This is a genomic window from Curtobacterium sp. MCLR17_032 (assembly GCF_003234795.2).
Taxonomy (GTDB): Bacteria; Actinomycetota; Actinomycetes; order Actinomycetales; family Microbacteriaceae; genus Curtobacterium.
Genome location: NZ_CP126268.1, coordinates 328,843 through 344,881 on the forward strand (window position 1 = coordinate 328,843; position 16,039 = coordinate 344,881).

Genomic DNA, 16,039 nt, shown 5'->3' on the forward strand with positions numbered 1-16,039 from the left:
CTCCTGTGTCGCCGGTCCGGTACCGCGAGCACGATGGGGCCATGAGCCAGCTCGACAAGCAGGACCCGCGGGACCAGTACGCGCGGCCGCCGTTCCCCGCGCAGACGCAGCAGGGGTCCGGACGGGCGGCGGACCTCGACCCGCCGGCCGACCACGGCGAGACGACCTACCAGGGGACCGGCCGGATGCGCGGCTACCGCGTCCTGGTCACCGGGGCGGATTCCGGCATCGGTCGGGCGGCCGCGATCGCGATGGCCAAGGAAGGGGCCGATGTCGCCCTGAACGCCCTGCCGGAAGAGCTCGACGACCTCACCGAGGTCCGCGACGTCATCGCCGACGTGGGGCGGAAGGCGGTCATGCTGCCGGGGGACCTGACGGACGAGTCGTTCTGCACCGAACTCGTGCGCACCGCCGTCGACCTGCTCGGCGGACTCGACGCCCTGGTCCTGGTCGCAGGCCACCAGCAGGTGCACGCCGACATCACCGAGCAGAGCACCGAGGACTTCGACCGCACCATGAAGGTCAACCTGTACTCGCTGTTCTGGCTCACCCGCGCTGCGGTCCCGCACCTGGCCCCGGGCAGCGCGATCGTCACCACGAGCTCGGTGTCGGCGTACGAGCCACAGGACCGGATGATCGACTACGCCGCCACGAAGGCCGCCATCATCACCTACACGAACGGACTCGCACGGCAGCTCGCGCCGAAGGGCATCCGGGCGAACACCGTGGTCCCCGGTCCGGTGTGGACCCCGCTGCAGCCGATCAGCTACCCGGGTGACGAGATCGCGGCGTACGGCCAGGACACCCCGTTCGGCCGGCCTGCGCAGCCCGTCGAACTCGCCAGCGCCTACGTGCACCTGGCCGGACCCGAGTCGTCCTACACGTCGGGCACCACCCTCACGGTCGGCGGTGCCACGGGGGTCGCGTTGTGAGCCCGGTCGCGAAGAAGACCACCGTGCAGGTGGGGGACCGGCGGCTGGCGCTGACGAACCTCGACAAGGTGCTCTACCCGGAGACCGGCACGACGAAGGGGCAGGTGGTCGCCTACTACGAGCGGATCGCCCCGTGGATGATCCCGCACGTCACCGGCCGCCCGATGACCCGGAAGCGCTGGGCGAACGGCGTCGACGGCAAGGTCTTCTTCGAGAAGAACCTGCCCGACTCCGCCCCCGAGTGGATCCGGCACCACACCATCCACCACGAGCACCACGACGTCGAGTACCCGGTCGTCGACGACTTGCCGACCCTGGTGTGGATGGCGCAGCAAGCGTCGCTCGAGCTGCACGTGCCGCAATGGCGCTTCGGGCCGCGCGGGGGACACCAGAACCCGGACCGGCTCGTGCTCGACCTGGACCCGGGCGACGGCGTCGGGCTGCCCGAGTGCGTCGAGGTGGCGGTGGCGGCCCGCTCGGTGCTGCAGGGGATGGGACTCGAGCCGTACCCGGTGACCTCCGGGTCGAAGGGCATCCACCTGTACGCGGCCCTCGACGGCACCGCGACGGCGCAGCAGGTGTCCGACGTCGCCCACGAGCTGGCGAAGGCGCTCGAACAGGACATGCCGGGCCTGGTGCTCTCGTCGATGAGCCGTGCCGAGCGAGCCGGCAAGGTGTTCGTCGACTGGTCGCAGAACAACGGCAACAAGACCACGATCGCGCCGTACTCGTTGCGTGGCCGGTCGCACCCGACGGTCGCGGCACCCCGGACGTGGAAGGAGCTGACCGAGCCCGGGTTGACCCACCTGACCCTCGACCAGGTGCTCGAGCGGATGCCGGACCTCGGCGACCTGCTGCACTCCGTCGCCGCGGCGTCGCTCGGTGTCGGGCGTGCGGACGCCGGGCACTGGGACGGGGCGCGGACCGAAGCGGTGAACGAGCGCGAACGCCAGGAACGACAGGAGCTGCAGGACCGCCTGACGACCTACCGCGCCAAGCGGGACGCGTCGAAGACCCCGGAACCCGTCCCGCAGGGCTCCCCGACGGTGCGGACGGACGGCACACCGACGTTCGTCATCCAAGAACACCACGCCACCCGCAACCACTACGACTTCCGTCTCGAGCACGATGGGGTCCTGGTGAGCTGGGCGCTGCCGAAGGGCGAACCGACCGACCCCGGGGCGAACCACCTGGCCGTCCACACCGAGGACCACCCGCTGGAGTACGGCGGCTTCGAGGGGATCATCCCCGCGGGCGAGTACGGCGGCGGCACCGTGACGATCTGGGACGACGGCACCTACGAGCTCGAGAAGTGGCGCGAGGACGAAGAGGTCATCGTCACCCTGCACGGTCGGACCAACGGCGTCCGACGGCTCGCACTCCTGCACACCCGGGGCCGCGGCCGTGGCCGATCCGGGGACGAGAAGAGCTGGCTCATCCACCGGACGAAGGACCAGCCCGATGCCAGCGGCGACGGCAGCGGTGCCGGGAGCGCCGCCGCTGCCGGTTCCCGCGCCGGCCAGCGTGACGGGCACGGCGGCGGCCGTGCGCACACCGCCGTGCGGATCGAGCACGCCGCCGAGTCGGACACCGCGCCGGACCAGCGCCACACCATGCAGGCGTCCCTGCGAGAGGGCGAACCCGCGCTGGACCCGGAGCAGTGGGCGTTCGAGATGAAGTGGGACGGCGTCCGCGCCCTCGCCACCGTCCACGACGGCACTGTCCGACTCCGCAGCCGGAACGGCAACGACCTGACCGACCAGTACCCCGAGCTGCAGGCGCTCGCCGAGCACGCCGGCGTGGACGGGGTCTTCGACGGCGAGGTCGTCGCGCTCGACGAACACGGCCGGCCGTCGTTCCAGCTGCTGCAGAACCGGATGGGGCTGACGAAGCCGCGCGAGGTCAGCGCTGCCCAGGCCACCACCCCCGTGCACCTGCTGCTGTTCGACGTGCTCGAAGCCGACGGGCACGAACTCACCCGGCTCGGGTACACCGCACGGCGCGAAGCCCTGCTGACGGTCGTCGAACCCGGCGGTCCGATCGACGTCCCACCGGAGTTCGACGGTGACCTCGCCGCCGCGATGACGGAGTCCCGGAAGCGCGGGCTCGAGGGGATCGTCGCGAAGAAGCGGTCCTCCCGGTACGCCGAGGGCCGTCGCTCGGAGTCCTGGCTCAAGCTCAAGCACCACGCCACACAAGAGGTCGTCGTCGGCGGCTGGAAGCCCGGTGCCGGTCGACGCGAGGGCGGGATCGGATCGCTGCTGCTCGGGATCCCGGGGGACGACGGGCTGGAGTACGTCGGCAAGGTCGGCACCGGGTTCCGTGACCGGGACCTCGACGAGATCGGAGCGCTGCTCGGCGATCTCGAGCAGGACGGCTCCCCGTTCGTCGACGTGCCACGGCCGGACGCCCGCGACGCGCACTGGGTCCGTCCGGAACGCGTGGGCGAGGTGCAGTTCGCCGAGTGGACGGGCGACGGACGACTGCGGCAGCCCTCGTGGCGGGGGTGGCGCATCGACAAGGAGCCCGACCAGGTCGTCCGAGGATGATGCGTCCGGCGTCAGCGTGATGCGGGCTCCGGAATCCGCATGCGTGAGCATGAGGTCCGCCCGGGGCGAACTTCCGTCCCCCGTTGTCGGCCCGGGCGGGGGACGAATCCGGTCGTGACCGTCGTCGCGCAAGGGCTGGCTGTTACGTTCCTCGGGACGGAAGGACGCGACATGGACGCGAGCAAGTACCTCCCGCCGTTCGCTCAGGGGCAGCGTGGGGACGCGACCGCAGACCAGCGGGACGACCAGGACGGCTCGACGGGATCAGGCCCGGACGGCCGGACCGGCAGTGGACGGACGGGCGATCGCCAGATGGTGGGTGCGGGCGCCGAGCACGAAGCGACCTACGCCGACTTCCTCGGCGACCAGGTCGACGACGACTGACCCATCGCCCGGCGAGCCCGGCGGCCTGAGCAAGACGCAACGAGCCCAGCGGTCTGAGCAGGCCTCGTCGAGCCCGGCGGCCTGATCGAGACGCTCAGGCCGCGGGTGCCGGACCGTCCGCGGGCGCCCCGCCGGACTCCAGGGGCAGTTCCTCCTCGGCCGCAGCGCGCTCGTCCGCGTGCCCGGCGTCAGCGGCAGCCGCCTTCGCCTCGTCGATGGCCTCCTGCGAAGCCTGCAGTGCGTCGTCGTTGCCGGGGTGTGCCTGATCAGTCATGGCCGCCACGCTACGCGGACGTCGCTGGATCGGCTCGACGGGCTCCCGACCCGTCGGCGGCCCCCGGCCCGTCGTAGTCCACGGCCGAGGTCGGCGCGGCCGAGGTCGGCATCGCCGGCGCCGGCGGTTCGTCGTGCGCATCGGCAGCGTCGAGCACCGCCCGGGTCGCCGCAGCCGCCACCCGGAGCGCGTCCGGGAGCGGCATCGCCCGGAGCGCCGGGGTGCGCACCTCCACACCCCAGGGCTCGGCGAAGCCCAGGCCGCGGACGGTGCGGACGAACCCGGGCAGGTCCCACGCTCCGGTGCCGGGCAGGTAACGCCCGTTCCGGGACTCGTCCGCCAGCGTCATGCCGTTCGCGACGTGCAGCAGTCCGTCGCTGAGCTCGACAGCGGCGAGGGTGGGCGGGACGACCCCCTGCCCGATCGAGGCCAGGGTGGAGCCGCCGCGGAGCGCGTGCATCGCGTCGAGGAGCAGCCCGCCGTTCGGGTGTCCGGCGGCGACGAACCGCGAGGCACGTTCCACGGTCGCCAGGTTCGTCCACGGTTCGGGTTCCAGGACGAGCCGCGCCCCGACGCCCTCGGCCTGCTCGGCGAGCTGGTCCCATGCTGCCGCCATCGCGCCGAGCGGTACGGCCGGTACGGAGTGGTCGGCGCGGACGACGACCTGCCACGCGCTGAGGCTGGCGGCGGCCTCGAGCACCACCCCGCGGTCGGCGTCGTGTTCGGCGCCGGCGGCCCACCAGTTGCCGAGCGTGCCGACCTGGACCCAGACCACGCCGGCGTCGTCGAGCATCCGTCGGAGCTGGGCGAACCCGGTGGTGGCGCGGACCTCGTGCAGGTCGTCGACCGAGAGGCCGAGCCCGGCGAACCCGGCTCGCCCGACGGCGCGGATGCGTTCACCGACGGGCTCGTCGCCGGACCACGTCCACGACGTGGCGAGCAGGTCGTGTTCCTCCACCGGATCACCTCCATGATCCGGACGTGCTCGACTGCGTCGTTGCAGTTGCCGCACACCCTGGCTGCCGACACCGTCGAGCCGGGCCCCGTTCCCCGTGCGCCCCACAGCGTCAGGCACGGTTCTACGCCCGCTGGCTCCGAGGACTCCCAGCCCGCCGGGTCAGACGATGCGCGTCTCGACCGTGCCGACGCCGTCGATCGTCCCGCGCAGCACCGAGCCGCGGGACACCGGTCCGACGCCGTCCGGGGTCCCGGTGAAGAGCAGGTCGCCGGCCTCCAGGCGGACGGCACGGGAGAGCGCGGCGATGGTCTCGGCGACGGACCAGATCTGGTCGGCCAGGTCGCCGGACTGGCGCAGTTCCCCGTCGACGTGCAGCGTGATGCCACCGGTGGTCGGATCGACGGAGCCCGCCGGGACGACCGTGCCGATCGGCGCCGAGTGGTCGAACCCCTTGGCCAGGTCCCACGGCCGGCCGAGCCGCTTCGCCTCGGCCTGCAGGTCGCGCCGGGTGAGGTCGATGCCCACCGCGTAGCCCCAGACCAGGTCGAGCGCGTCGGCCACCGCGACGTCCTGGCCGCCGGCTCCGAGCGCGACGACGAGTTCGACCTCGTACTCGAGCTGCTCGGTCAAGGTCGGGTACCCGGTGTCGCGACCGTCGGTGACGATCGCGTCGGCCGGCTTGCCGAAGAAGAAGGGCGGCTCGCGGTCGGGGTCGTGGCCCATCTCGCGCGCGTGGGCCGCGTAGTTGCGGCCGACGCAATGGATGCGTCGGACCGGGAACCGACCGCCGGTGGCGGTGGGGACGGTCGGGAGGCCCGGGGCCGGGACGACGAGGTCGGTCACGCGTCCAGGGTGGCAGCCCGGGCCGGGAACACGAAGCGGTTCATCGCCCAGTAGCGGAAGCCCATCGCGATGAGCGTGCCGATCACGGGCCCGCTGATGAAGTCGGCGAGTTCCTGGCCGGCGAGCGACACGTTGGGGACCTCGAGGCCGAAGACGTACCGGGAGATCCAGAGCGGGGCAGAGTTCAGCGCGACCCCGATCACGCTGACGACGAGGAACAGCAGCAGTTCGTGTCCGGTGCGGAGTTCACCGCGGTCGCCGAACGACCACTTCTTGTTGAGGAAGTAGGAGAACACCGTCGCGACGATGATGCCGATCGACAGCGCGGTCACCGGGTGCTGCGGCATGACGAAGAACTTCAACCCGTAGTTGATGCCCATCGTGATGACGAAGCCGAGACCACCCACGACCAGGAACCGGAGCGCCGGGTGTTCGACGAGCGACCGGACGGAGAACGACTGCACCGGCCAACCCTAGACCGGCGTCGCCGGACGTCCGCTGACCGGCACGCCTTCCGGACCGGCAGTCCGTTCAGCCGGACGTCCAGTCGCCGGGAACCCAGCCGCCGGACGCTCAGTTGCCGGGTGCCGCACCCTCGGTCTCCCCGCGTCCCGGGTCGCCGCCCGTCCCGCCGTCGGACGGCTCGTCCTGGGGCCAGCCGGTGAACTCCCACCCGGAGACCGCCTGGTGGTCCTCGCCGTTCGTGTACGCGAAGGCACGTGCCGCGGTGCGGGCGTCGGTGAGGGCGGTGAGCAGGTCGGCGAACCGGTCGGATCCGTCCGCGACGCGGGTGAGCGCGTCGTGGGCCAGGGCGTACCGGTCCATCTCGTTGCGGATGAGCATGTCGAACGGCGACGTCGTGGTGCCCTGCTCGAGGAAGCCGTGCACGTGCAGGTCGTCGTGCCCGTGCCGGCGGTAGGTGAGCTGGTGCACGAGCGTCGGGTACCCGTGGAAGGCGAACACCGCGGGGGTGCCGGGCAGGAACAGCTCGTCGTAGCGGTCGTCGCTGATCGGGTGCTCGTGCTTCCGCGGGTCCCCGATGGCGAGCAGGTCGACCACGTTGACGACGCGGACGCCGACGTCGGGGGCGTGCTTCCGGATGATGTCCGCGGCGGCGACGGTCTCGACGGTGGGGACGTCACCGGCGCTGACGAGCACGACGTCGACGTGGCCGACCTCCTGCTCGGTGCCGGCCCAGTCCCAGGTCCCGACGCCGGCGTCGGCATGGGCGACGGCGTCCTCGAGGGACAGGAACACCGGTTCGGGGTGCTTGCCGGCGACGATCACCTCGATGCGGTCCGTGGTCTCCAACGCGTGCGCGGCGACGGCGAGGAGCGTGTTGGCGTCCGCGGGCAGCTTGATGCGGACGAGGTCCTGCTGCTTCGACGCGACGACGTCGAGGAACCCGGGGTCCTGGTGTGAGAACCCGTTGTGGTCCTGGCGCCACACGTGCGACGACAGCAGGATCGTCAGGTTCGACACCGGCGCTCGCCAGTCGATGTCGGTCGCGGACTCGAGCCACTTGGCGTACTGGCCGACCATCGAGTCGATGATGTGAGCGAAGGCCTCGTACGTGTTGAGGACGCCGTGGCGGCCGCTCAGCACGTAGCCCTCGAGCATGCCCTCGAGCAGGTGTTCGGAGAGCACCTCGATGACACGACCGCGGGCGGACAGGTGCTCGTCGCCCTCGGCTCGTCGGGCACGCCAGACGCGGTTCGTGACGTCGAAGACCGCGTCGAGCTTGTTCGAGATCGTCTCGTCCGGGCCGAACAGCCGGAAGTCCTGCGGGTTCCGCTGGATGAGTTCGGCCATCCAGGGGCCGAGCGTGCCGGTGGCTGAGGCCGGCTCGCCCACGGGCACCCCGAACCGCTCGAGTCCGGGCCGGTCGAGGGCGGTGCGGATCCGGCCGCCGTTCGCGTGCGGGGTGGCGCTCATCCGGGTGTCCCCGGTCGGCCGGATGGTGTCGAGGATGCCGATCGGACGGGCGTCCTCGTCGAACAGCTCCTCCGGACGGTAGGAGCGCATCCACTCCTCGAGCTGCCGGCGGTGGCCCTCGTCCTCGCGGACGTTCGGCAGCGGGACCTGGTGGGCGCGGAAGGTGCCCTCGACCTGCTGGCCGTCGACGACCTTCGGCCCGGTCCAGCCCTTCGGGGTCCGGAGCACGATCATCGGCCAGCGCGGGCGGAGGTCGGCGGCACCGGCCATCTCGCCGGCGGCGGCGCGGGCTGCCTGCGCGCGGGCGGCGGCCTGGATGTCGTCGATGGTCGCCAGGGCCCGACGGAGCGCACCGTCGAACAGGGCGTGCACGGCGAAGGGGTCGTGGTCGACGCGACCGGAGTCGACGACGATCGGCTCGTACCCCAGGCCGCGGAAGTAGGCCTGGAGGTCCTCGTCCGGGATGCGCGCGAGGACCGTCGGGTTCGCGATCTTCCACCCGTTGAGGTTGAGGATCGGCAGCACCGCCCCGTCCGACACCGGGTCGAGGAACGTGTGCGCCTGCCACGAGGCGGAGAGCGGTCCGGTCTCGGCCTCGCCGTCCCCGACGACGCACGCGACGACGAGGTCCGGGTTGTCGAGGGCCGCGCCGTACGCGTGTGCGAGGGAGTAGCCGAGCTCGCCGCCCTCGTTGATCGACCCGGGGGTCTGCGGGGCAGCGTGCGAGGGGATGCCACCGGGGAACGAGAACTGTCGGAAGAAGCGCTGCAGTCCGGCCGTGTCCCGCGTGATCTCCGGGTAGAGCTCGTTCCAGGTGCCCTCGAGCCAGGCGTTCGCGTTCATCGCGGGACCGCCGTGCCCGGGGCCGCAGATGTACAGGACGTCGCGGCCGGTCTCGCTGATCACGGCGTTGAGGTGCGCGTACACGAGGTTCAGCGCGGGCGAGGTGCCCCAGTGCCCGAGCAGCCGCGGCTTGATGTCCGAGGGCTCGAGCGGCCGCTCGAGCAGCGGGTCGTCGAGCAGGTAGATCTGCCCGACGGTGAGGTAGTTCGCGGCGCGCCACCAGGCGTCGATCGCGCGGATGCGGTCGGTGGAGGAGTGCGTCGAGGACATGCTCCACAGGCTACGAGGACGCCGATCCGGGGAATCCAGAAATCTCTCCAATCCGATCCGTGGACGGCCCCGAATCACTGTCACAAGCCGGGAAACACCCGCAAGCGCTCACCAGCAGCTCACCGCTGGTTCTCCACCCCCACCGCCGGGGTGTGTTCGGCGCGCTGTCACCAACCGCGCCGAGCGCGTTCAAGCAAAGGAATGAAGACATGCGCAAGTCCCTGAAGAACACGATCACCCTCGCCACCGCCGGCGCGATCGTCCTGGGCGGTGCCGGCTTCGGCATCACCGCCGCCAACGCCTCCACCCCGACCGTGCACACCGTCTCCTCCAGCTCCGCGTCGAAGATCCCCGCACCGGTCGCCTCGGTCCCCGAGGTCCTCGGCGGCAACACCTCCGTCGCCCTCGACAAGGGCTTCACCGACGCCCTCACCTCGCTGAAGCTGACCCCGGGTGTCTCCGGCAACGCCAAGCTCGCCGACGGCGCCGTGTCGTTCCCGATCACCTCCGGCTCGGTCACCTACTGGAGCCCGGACGGCAAGTACCGCCCCTACGTGCAGGGCCTGCTGAACCACGACGACTCCGGCCTGACCCTCAAGGCCGGCGACACCACCGTCACCCTCGAGAACTTCGTCGTGAACCCCGGCTCCTCGAAGCTCTCCGGTGACGTCCTCGTCAACGGCAAGGTCGCCGTCGCCAACGCCTACCTCTTCTCCCTCCACGGCGGGACGCTGAAGCCGCTCCAGCTCGAGGGCGACAACGCGATCCTCACCGGCACCACCGTCCACATCTCCGACGACGCCGCGAAGCTGCTCAACAGCACCTTCAAGACCGACGCCGTCAAGGGCGGCCTGCTCGTCGGCACCGCCACCATCACCGCCCAGATCAAGTAACACCCGGCGCGTCACCAGACGCACCAGCACCACGAGAACGCCGCCCCGGCACACACCGGAGCGGCGTTCTCGCGTTCCCGGACCAAGCCGCCACACGGACGGGAGGCCCGGGTCACCTCACCCGCGTCGGCGCCACCACCGGTGCGCTCGCGTCCCGGCCGCCTGCGCGGCCGCAGCCGACGCGGCGGCCGCAGCACGGGCCTCCCGGCGGTCCCGCCAGCGGGCGACCTCGACCTCGACGTCCCGCATCGGCGTGACCACCGGCGGTCCGCCGAGCAGCTGCCGGCGGGCCTCCTTCACACGGGCGTTGAAGTCCACCAGGACGTCGCGGACGTCGGACTCCACTGAGAGTGCGTCCAGGTGGTCGTCGAGCTCGGCGTCCTCGGTGCGCAGGGCGAGGGCCGGCGGCGCGATCCCGCGGATGTCCTCACGCTCGATCTTCGACTTGATCCACCAGTCCGGGTCGTGCTGCCCGTCGATGCCCGGCAGCGGCTTGCCGTGGTACGGATTGCCCTCGAACACCCCGCGGCGCTCGGCTTCGGCGATCCGTGCCCGGGCGTGCGCGGCGACGTCGGCGGCCTTGAGCAGCTGCTGTTCCTCGCGCTCCGCACGGACCTCGTCCGGGTCGAGCGAACCCCGCTCGACCTCGCTGTCCACGAGCTGCTGGTACCGGTACCGCGCGGCCTTCCGCAGGCGGTCCATCCGGGCGTCGACGTCGTTCATCGTCCGTCCATGATGCCCCTGGCGCCCGACAGGGGCACCCAGCGGCCCCGGACCGGAGACGGACCCAGCCGCCGGGGTCCATCGTCACCCTCGTGGAATCCCTGCCCCTCTGGTTGCTCGTCCTGGTCTTCGTCGCGGGTGCCGCCGTGATCTGGATCGCCGGCATCCAACTGTCCAAGACGACCGACGTCCTCGACTCCCGCCTGCACCTCGGCAGTGCGCTCGGCGGGCTCATCGTGCTGGCCGTCGCGACGAACCTGCCCGAGATCGCGATCACCGTCAGCGCCGGGCTGTCCGGGTCGATCGAGGTCGCGGCGGGCAACATCCTCGGCGGCATCGCCCTGCAGACCGTCGTGATCGCCGTGCTCGACGCGTTCGGCAAGCGCGGGAAGGGCGTCAAGCCGATCACCTACCGCGCGGCGTCGCTGACCCTGGTGCTCGAAGCGGTCGTCGTCGTCGCCGTGCTCGCCGTCGTGATCGCCGGCAGTCAGCTGCCGCCGGACCTGGTCGTCGCCCGACTGACGCCCGACGTCGTGCTGATCGCGGTGATCTGGGTGATCGGGCTGTTCCTGGTGCAGCGCGCGAGCAAGGGCCTGCCGTGGCACGAGAGCGGTCACGCCCCGGACGCCAGCCCGCACGCCTCCGGGCACCGGACCCGCAAGCAGGACACCACGCCGATGAGCACCCGGAAGGCGGTGGTCGTCTTCGCGGTGTCCGCCCTCGCGACCCTCGTCGCCGGTGTCGTGCTCGAACGCGCCGGGGACGCGGCTTCGAATCAGATCGGGCTGTCGGGCGTGCTCTTCGGGGCGACCGTCCTGGCCCTCGCGACGAGCCTGCCGGAGATCTCCACGGGCCTCCAGGCCGTCAAGCAGGGTGACGACAACCTGGCGGTCTCCGACATCTTCGGTGGCAACGCCTTCCTGCCCGTGCTGTTCCTCGTCGCCACCGTGCTGTCCGGCAAGGCGGTGCTGCCGCAGGCGAACGCCAGCGACGTGTACCTGACCGCCCTCGCCGCGCTGCTGACCCTGGTCTACGCGGTGGGACTCGTGTTCCGGCCGCAGCGTCGCATCATCGGGATGGGCGTCGACTCGTTCGTCGTCGTCGTCATGTACCTGGTCGGCGTCGCGGGTCTGGTCGCGATCTCCCTGGCCTGAGGGTCAGTCCTCGTCGGCACCGTCCTCAGCGGTGACCTCTTCGATCGTCAGCGCCGCCTGGATGAGCGCCAGGTGCGACAGCCCCTGCGGGATGTTGCCCATGAACTCGCCGCCCTCGCTGATCATCTCGCTGAACAGGCCGACCTCGTTCGCCTGGTCGACCATCTCGTCCATCAGGTGGCGTGCGTCGTCGTGGCGGCCGACGCAGGCCATCGCCGCGGCCAGCCAGAACGAGCACGCCACGAACGGGGACTCCTCGTCCTCGATGCCCGAGTAGCGGTAGACGAGCGGGCCGCGCTGCAGCCGCTCCTCGATGGCCCGGATCGTCGACTCCATCCGGGGTCCCCGGTCGAAGGCCGACATGGCGTGCAGCAGGATCGAGGTGTCCAGGGCGTCGGAGCCCGGGTACATGACGTAGTACCCGCGTTCCTCGTCCCAGCCGTTGTCGCTGACCCACTGCTCGATCAGCTCGCGGTTCTCGATCCACTTGTCGCGGGGGCCGTCGATCATGCCGGCGTCGTGCAGTTCCGCCGCGGCGTCGAGTGCCTGCCAGCAGCCGATCTTGCTCGACACGTAGTGCTGGGTGTCCTCGAGCTCCCACATGCCGGAGTCCGCTTCCTCCCAGCGGTGGCAGGCGTCGTCGGCGAGCTGCTGCAGCACCTTCGCGGTCTTCCGGTCCAGGACGTTGCCGGCACGGACGTACTGACGCATGATCTCGAAGACGTCGCCCCAGACACCGAGCTGCAACTGGTTGCCCGCCCGGTTGCCGACCGTGACCGGGCCGATGCCCTGCCACCCGGGGACGTCGCGCTCCTCGACCTCGTCGGTCTTCGAGCCGTCGAGCCGGTAGAAGATCGGCATCGTCTCGTCGTGGTCGGCGATGGTCCGCATCACCCACGAGACGGCCGCGTGGGTCTCCTCGCGCAGGCCGAAGCGGGTCAGCGCGTGCACCGTGTAGGACAGGTCGCGCACCCAGGCGAAGCGGTAGTCCCAGTTCTTGCCGCCGGTCCGGTCCTCCGGGAGGCTCGTGGTCGGGGCCGCCGCGATGGCGCCGGTCGGCGAGTAGATGAGCAGCTTCAGTGCCAGGGCGCTCCGCTGAACCGCCTCGGCCCAGGGCCCGTCGTACGAGAACTCCGACGACCACTGCGACCAGTTCTCGATGGTGCGGTCGATGCCCGCCATCGTGCGCTCCGGTTCGGGCATGAAGATCGGTTCGTCGTGCGTGCCGACGATCGTCAGGATGTGCTTCGAGCCCTCGGTGGTGTCGAAGCGGCCGGAGAACCGGGGACCGTCGTCGTGCACCGGGTCGAACCCCTGCTCGACGATGGCGATGGTGACCCCGTCGATGCCGATCACGGTGCCGTTGGCGGTGTCCAGGCGCTTCGGCTCGGCGGTGTTGAGCAGCGTGCCGGGCACGACCGCCCACTCCATCTCGACCGAACCACGCACGCCCTGCACGCAGCGGCCGATCTCGGCCCAGGGCAGGCGTCCGGCGACACCGGTCACCATGGCGTCCGTGACGGTGACCTGGCCGGACGGCGTGGTCCAGGTCGTGACCAGGACGTTCGTCCCCGGCAGGTACTGCCGCTCGACCTCGGCGCCGCCGTCGGCCGGGCGCAGGGCGATGTGTCCGCCGTGCTCGGCGTCGACGATGCTCGCGAACACCGGGGGTGAGTCCATGCCGGGGATCGGCAGCCAGTCGATGCGGCCGTCGCGGGCGATGAGCGCCACGGTCCGACCGTCGCCGATCGCGCCGTAGGAGCGGAGCGGGACGGACCCGTCGGTGCGCTCCTCGTTCTCGGTGGCGTCGGGGGTGTCCCGTGTCCGTTCGGTCATGGCTCCATCGTGCCCGCACCGGCTCGACGTGCCGCGCACGGCACGTACCCCGGCCGTCCGCGGCGGGGCCGGGCCGTGCCTGGCCGGGCTGGGCCAGGCCGGGCTGGGCCAGGCCAGGCCAGGCCGTGCCGGCTTGCGTCGGGTGCCGCGACCGCGCTACGGTGCTCGGTTCTGCCCGGACGGGCGGACCGTCACCACGACGTCGTCCGACAGGGACCCACCATGCAGAAGATCACCAACCGACTCCTCTCCTGGGCATCGATGCTCGAGGAGCAGACCGAACAGCAGGCGCGCACGACCTCCCGGATGCCCTTCGTGTTCCCGCACCTCGCGCTGATGCCCGACGCCCACCTCGGGCTCGGCGCCACCGTCGGATCCGTCATCCCCACCCTCGGCGCGGTCATGCCCGCGGCCGTCGGGGTCGACATCGGCTGCGGGATGATCGCCGTCCGCACCCAGTTCTCGCGCGCCGACCTGCCCGAGGACCTGCGGCCGCTCCGCGAGGCGATCGAACGGGCGATCCCGCTGTCCGCCGGGGCGACGAACCAGACCGTCGTCGCGACCGCGGCACCGCGGATCGCGGAACTCGAGGCGCTGGCCGTCGATGCCGGCTTCGACCCCGCGGAGGTGCTCGGCGGTTGGCGGAACCAGCTCGGCACGCTCGGTTCCGGCAACCACTTCATCGAGGTCTCCCTCGACGAGGAGGACCGCGTCTGGCTGTTCCTGCACTCCGGGTCCCGCGGGGTCGGCAACAGGATCGCGCAGCGACACATCGCGGTGGCGAAGCAGGCGATGGAGCGGTGGTGGATCGCGCTGCCGGACCCCGACCTGGCCTACCTCGTCGAGGGCACCCCCGAGTTCGACCGGTACATCGCCGAACTGGGGTGGGCGCAGCACTTCGCCCTGCTCAACCGCGAGGAGATGATGGACCGCGTCGTCCGGCAGCTCGCCGAGGTCGTGGACACCGAGGTGCAGGAGCTCGAACGCATCAACTGCCACCACAACTTCACGCAGCGGGAGACGCACTGGGGCAAGTCGGTGTGGGTGTCCCGGAAGGGGGCGATCCAGGCGAAGGCCGGGCAGCCGGGGCTGATCCCGGGGTCGATGGGCACGGCGTCGTACGTGGTCGAGGGGCGGGGGAACAAGCCGTCGCTCGAGTCGTCTCCACACGGGGCCGGCCGCTCGTACTCGCGGTCGGCGGCACGTCGGACCTTCACGCACGAGCAGCTGCGCGAGGCGATGGCGGGCATCGAGTACCGGGACACCGATGCGTTCCTCGACGAGATCCCGGCGGCCTACAAGCCGATCGACCAGGTGATGGCGGACGCCGCCGACCTGGTGACGGTGCGGCACACGCTGCGGCAGATCGTGAACGTCAAGGGGGACTGACCCGGCGGGACGACGGACGGGAGGCCCGGGCCGACTGCGCCCGCACCTCCCGTCCGTCACCGGGTGGCCCCGGTTCCTGGTGGGTCAGGACACCGGGACGGCACCCCAGGCTGCCTGGTAGCTCTTCGCGAAGATGTTCGCGGTGACGCGCTTGCCGATCTGGAGGCTGTAGTCGCCCACGTTCGCCGCCGTGACGGTCACGTGGAAGGCGCCCGTGGCGTCGGTCTTGCCGACCGCCCGGTACCCGGCACCGGCGGCGATCTCGATGTCCTTGTTCGCGAACGCCGACTTGCCGGTGACGGTGATGACCCCGTCGTGGATGGTGCTCGAGGTGATCTCCAGCTTGCCGCCGGAGAACTTGTGTGCGCCGATGCCGGTGGTGACCGCGCTGCTCGACGTGGTCGGCGCCGGCTGGACGGCGGCGTTCGCCGCGGTCGAGGCGACGAGCGGAGCGCCGAGCGCGAGGGCGAGGCCGGCGGCGGCGACGAGGGTGGAGGACTTCTTCATGTGTGGTGCTTCCTGTTGCTGGGGGACGGGGGGGGGGGGGGGGGGGGGGGGGGGGAATCGGGGCTCAGTACTCGACGACGTAGAACGTGCGGGACCCCGAGCGGTTGCCCTGGTCGTCCGTGGCGAAGAGGCGGTACTCGCCGTACCCGTCGTCCTGCGGGACGGTCACCTGCAGCTGGCCGCGAGCACCCTGTCCGGCGACGCTGAACGTGGCCACCTCGCGCCACTCGCCGTCGATGCGCTGCTCGGCGTGCACGAGGCCACCGGCGCCGGGGACGAGGACCTCGGCGGTGTGCGAGGCTCCGTGCCCGTCGACGGTGAAGAGGTCGGCGTCAGCGCCCTCTTCGTCGTTGGTGGACTCGGCCCAGGCGCCGTCGACGGTCCGGACGAAGGGGGTGAAGAGGGTCTGGGTCTGCGCCGCGGACACGGACGACGGGGCGGACACGGTCGCGGCGTTCGCCGGGATCGAGGCGACGAGCGGGGCGCCGAGGGCGAGGACGAGACCGGCGGCGGCCGCCAGGGTGGTGCGCTTCTGCATGATGCTCCTGA

At 71.4% G+C, this 16,039-nt stretch carries 15 protein-coding genes; 6 read left to right on the top strand and 9 right to left on the bottom strand.

Annotation, left to right across the window (positions count from 1 at the left end; genetic code table 11):
- Nucleotides 1–41: 41 nt before the first annotated feature.
- The 3 genes from DEI97_RS01625 (at nt 42) to DEI97_RS01635 (ending at nt 3,865) form a co-directional block, all read left to right on the top strand.
- Nucleotides 42–932, top strand: coding sequence for an SDR family oxidoreductase (locus tag DEI97_RS01625; protein ID WP_111076359.1), 891 nt, complete (start codon nt 42–44; stop codon nt 930–932).
- The gene (locus tag DEI97_RS01630; RefSeq protein WP_111076360.1) at nt 929–3,481 is read left to right on the top strand and encodes an ATP-dependent DNA ligase; all 2,553 of its coding nucleotides are present in this window, start codon (nt 929–931) and stop codon (nt 3,479–3,481) included. Before DEI97_RS01625 ends, DEI97_RS01630 begins: the two co-directional genes overlap by 4 nt.
- A gap of 171 nt (nt 3,482–3,652) precedes the next feature.
- Entirely contained in the window at nt 3,653–3,865 is a 213-nt protein-coding gene (locus DEI97_RS01635) for a hypothetical protein (RefSeq protein ID WP_111076361.1), read from the top strand.
- Nucleotides 3,866–3,959: 94 nt separating this feature from the next.
- On the opposite strand, the gene DEI97_RS01640 is transcribed toward DEI97_RS01635, so the two are convergent.
- The 5 genes from DEI97_RS01640 to DEI97_RS01660 form a co-directional block, all read right to left on the bottom strand.
- Nucleotides 3,960–4,139, bottom strand: coding sequence for a hypothetical protein (locus DEI97_RS01640; protein WP_146248252.1), 180 nt, complete (start codon nt 4,137–4,139; stop codon nt 3,960–3,962).
- 10 nt (nt 4,140–4,149) lie between these two features.
- Entirely contained in the window at nt 4,150–5,097 is a 948-nt protein-coding gene (locus tag DEI97_RS01645; protein WP_146248253.1) for a sugar phosphate isomerase/epimerase family protein, read from the bottom strand.
- Nucleotides 5,098–5,256: 159 nt separating this feature from the next.
- Nucleotides 5,257–5,940: a fumarylacetoacetate hydrolase family protein gene (locus DEI97_RS01650; protein WP_111076364.1), complete on the bottom strand. Its 684-nt coding sequence runs from the start codon at nt 5,938–5,940 to the stop codon at nt 5,257–5,259.
- Nucleotides 5,937–6,404: a GtrA family protein gene (locus DEI97_RS01655; RefSeq protein WP_111076365.1), complete on the bottom strand. Its 468-nt coding sequence runs from the start codon at nt 6,402–6,404 to the stop codon at nt 5,937–5,939. The genes DEI97_RS01650 and DEI97_RS01655 overlap by 4 nt, the downstream gene beginning before the upstream one ends.
- A 109-nt stretch (nt 6,405–6,513) precedes the next feature.
- Nucleotides 6,514–8,988: a phosphoketolase family protein gene (locus tag DEI97_RS01660; protein WP_111076366.1), complete on the bottom strand. Its 2,475-nt coding sequence runs from the start codon at nt 8,986–8,988 to the stop codon at nt 6,514–6,516.
- 209 nt (nt 8,989–9,197) lie between these two features.
- Here DEI97_RS01660 and DEI97_RS01665 point away from each other — a divergent pair, with 209 nt between their 5' ends.
- Nucleotides 9,198–9,881, top strand: a complete 684-nt coding sequence (locus tag DEI97_RS01665) for a hypothetical protein (protein WP_111076503.1) — start codon at nt 9,198–9,200, stop codon at nt 9,879–9,881.
- A gap of 117 nt (nt 9,882–9,998) precedes the next feature.
- Here the strand turns inward: DEI97_RS01665 and DEI97_RS01670 are convergent, their stop codons facing one another.
- Complete coding sequence (locus tag DEI97_RS01670) at nt 9,999–10,604, bottom strand: DnaJ family domain-containing protein (RefSeq protein ID WP_111076483.1); 606 nt, start codon at nt 10,602–10,604, stop codon at nt 9,999–10,001.
- Nucleotides 10,605–10,696: 92 nt separating this feature from the next.
- Here DEI97_RS01670 and DEI97_RS01675 point away from each other — a divergent pair, with 92 nt between their 5' ends.
- On the top strand, nt 10,697–11,758 hold the full coding sequence (locus DEI97_RS01675; RefSeq protein ID WP_111076484.1) for a sodium:calcium antiporter: 1,062 nt from the start codon (nt 10,697–10,699) through the stop codon (nt 11,756–11,758).
- Between the two features lie 3 nt (nt 11,759–11,761).
- Here the strand turns inward: DEI97_RS01675 and DEI97_RS01680 are convergent, their stop codons facing one another.
- The gene (locus DEI97_RS01680; RefSeq protein WP_111076485.1) at nt 11,762–13,594 is read right to left on the bottom strand and encodes a glycoside hydrolase family 15 protein; all 1,833 of its coding nucleotides are present in this window, start codon (nt 13,592–13,594) and stop codon (nt 11,762–11,764) included.
- Between the two features lie 222 nt (nt 13,595–13,816).
- Between DEI97_RS01680 and DEI97_RS01685 the strand changes: the two genes are divergently transcribed.
- Complete coding sequence (locus tag DEI97_RS01685; protein ID WP_111076486.1) at nt 13,817–14,983, top strand: RtcB family protein; 1,167 nt, start codon at nt 13,817–13,819, stop codon at nt 14,981–14,983.
- 84 nt (nt 14,984–15,067) lie between these two features.
- On the opposite strand, the gene DEI97_RS01690 is transcribed toward DEI97_RS01685, so the two are convergent.
- Together DEI97_RS01690 and DEI97_RS01695 are read right to left on the bottom strand one after the other, a co-directional pair.
- Nucleotides 15,068–15,490 (bottom strand): hypothetical protein, encoded by a 423-nt coding sequence (locus DEI97_RS01690; protein WP_111076487.1) that lies wholly within the window; start codon nt 15,488–15,490, stop codon nt 15,068–15,070.
- A 64-nt stretch (nt 15,491–15,554) separates the two neighbouring features.
- Nucleotides 15,555–16,028, bottom strand: a complete 474-nt coding sequence (locus tag DEI97_RS01695; protein WP_111076077.1) for a hypothetical protein — start codon at nt 16,026–16,028, stop codon at nt 15,555–15,557.
- Nucleotides 16,029–16,039 lie beyond the last annotated feature (11 nt).

What these genes read in the sequence shown, in the direction of transcription:
- DEI97_RS01625 (WP_111076359.1), top strand. Translation starts at nt 42, where the DNA reads ATGAGCCAGCTCGACAAGCAGGACCCGCGGGACCAGTACGCGCGGCCG.
- DEI97_RS01635 (WP_111076361.1), top strand. Translation starts at nt 3,653, where the DNA reads ATGGACGCGAGCAAGTACCTCCCGCCGTTCGCTCAGGGGCAGCGTGGG.
- DEI97_RS01640 (WP_146248252.1), bottom strand. Translation starts at nt 4,139, where the DNA reads ATGACTGATCAGGCACACCCCGGCAACGACGACGCACTGCAGGCTTCG.
- DEI97_RS01660 (WP_111076366.1), bottom strand. Translation starts at nt 8,988, where the DNA reads ATGTCCTCGACGCACTCCTCCACCGACCGCATCCGCGCGATCGACGCC.
- DEI97_RS01665 (WP_111076503.1), top strand. Translation starts at nt 9,198, where the DNA reads ATGCGCAAGTCCCTGAAGAACACGATCACCCTCGCCACCGCCGGCGCG.
- DEI97_RS01670 (WP_111076483.1), bottom strand. Translation starts at nt 10,604, where the DNA reads ATGAACGACGTCGACGCCCGGATGGACCGCCTGCGGAAGGCCGCGCGG.
- DEI97_RS01680 (WP_111076485.1), bottom strand. Translation starts at nt 13,594, where the DNA reads ATGACCGAACGGACACGGGACACCCCCGACGCCACCGAGAACGAGGAG.
- DEI97_RS01685 (WP_111076486.1), top strand. Translation starts at nt 13,817, where the DNA reads ATGCAGAAGATCACCAACCGACTCCTCTCCTGGGCATCGATGCTCGAG.
- DEI97_RS01690 (WP_111076487.1), bottom strand. Translation starts at nt 15,490, where the DNA reads ATGAAGAAGTCCTCCACCCTCGTCGCCGCCGCCGGCCTCGCCCTCGCG.
- DEI97_RS01695 (WP_111076077.1), bottom strand. Translation starts at nt 16,028, where the DNA reads ATGCAGAAGCGCACCACCCTGGCGGCCGCCGCCGGTCTCGTCCTCGCC.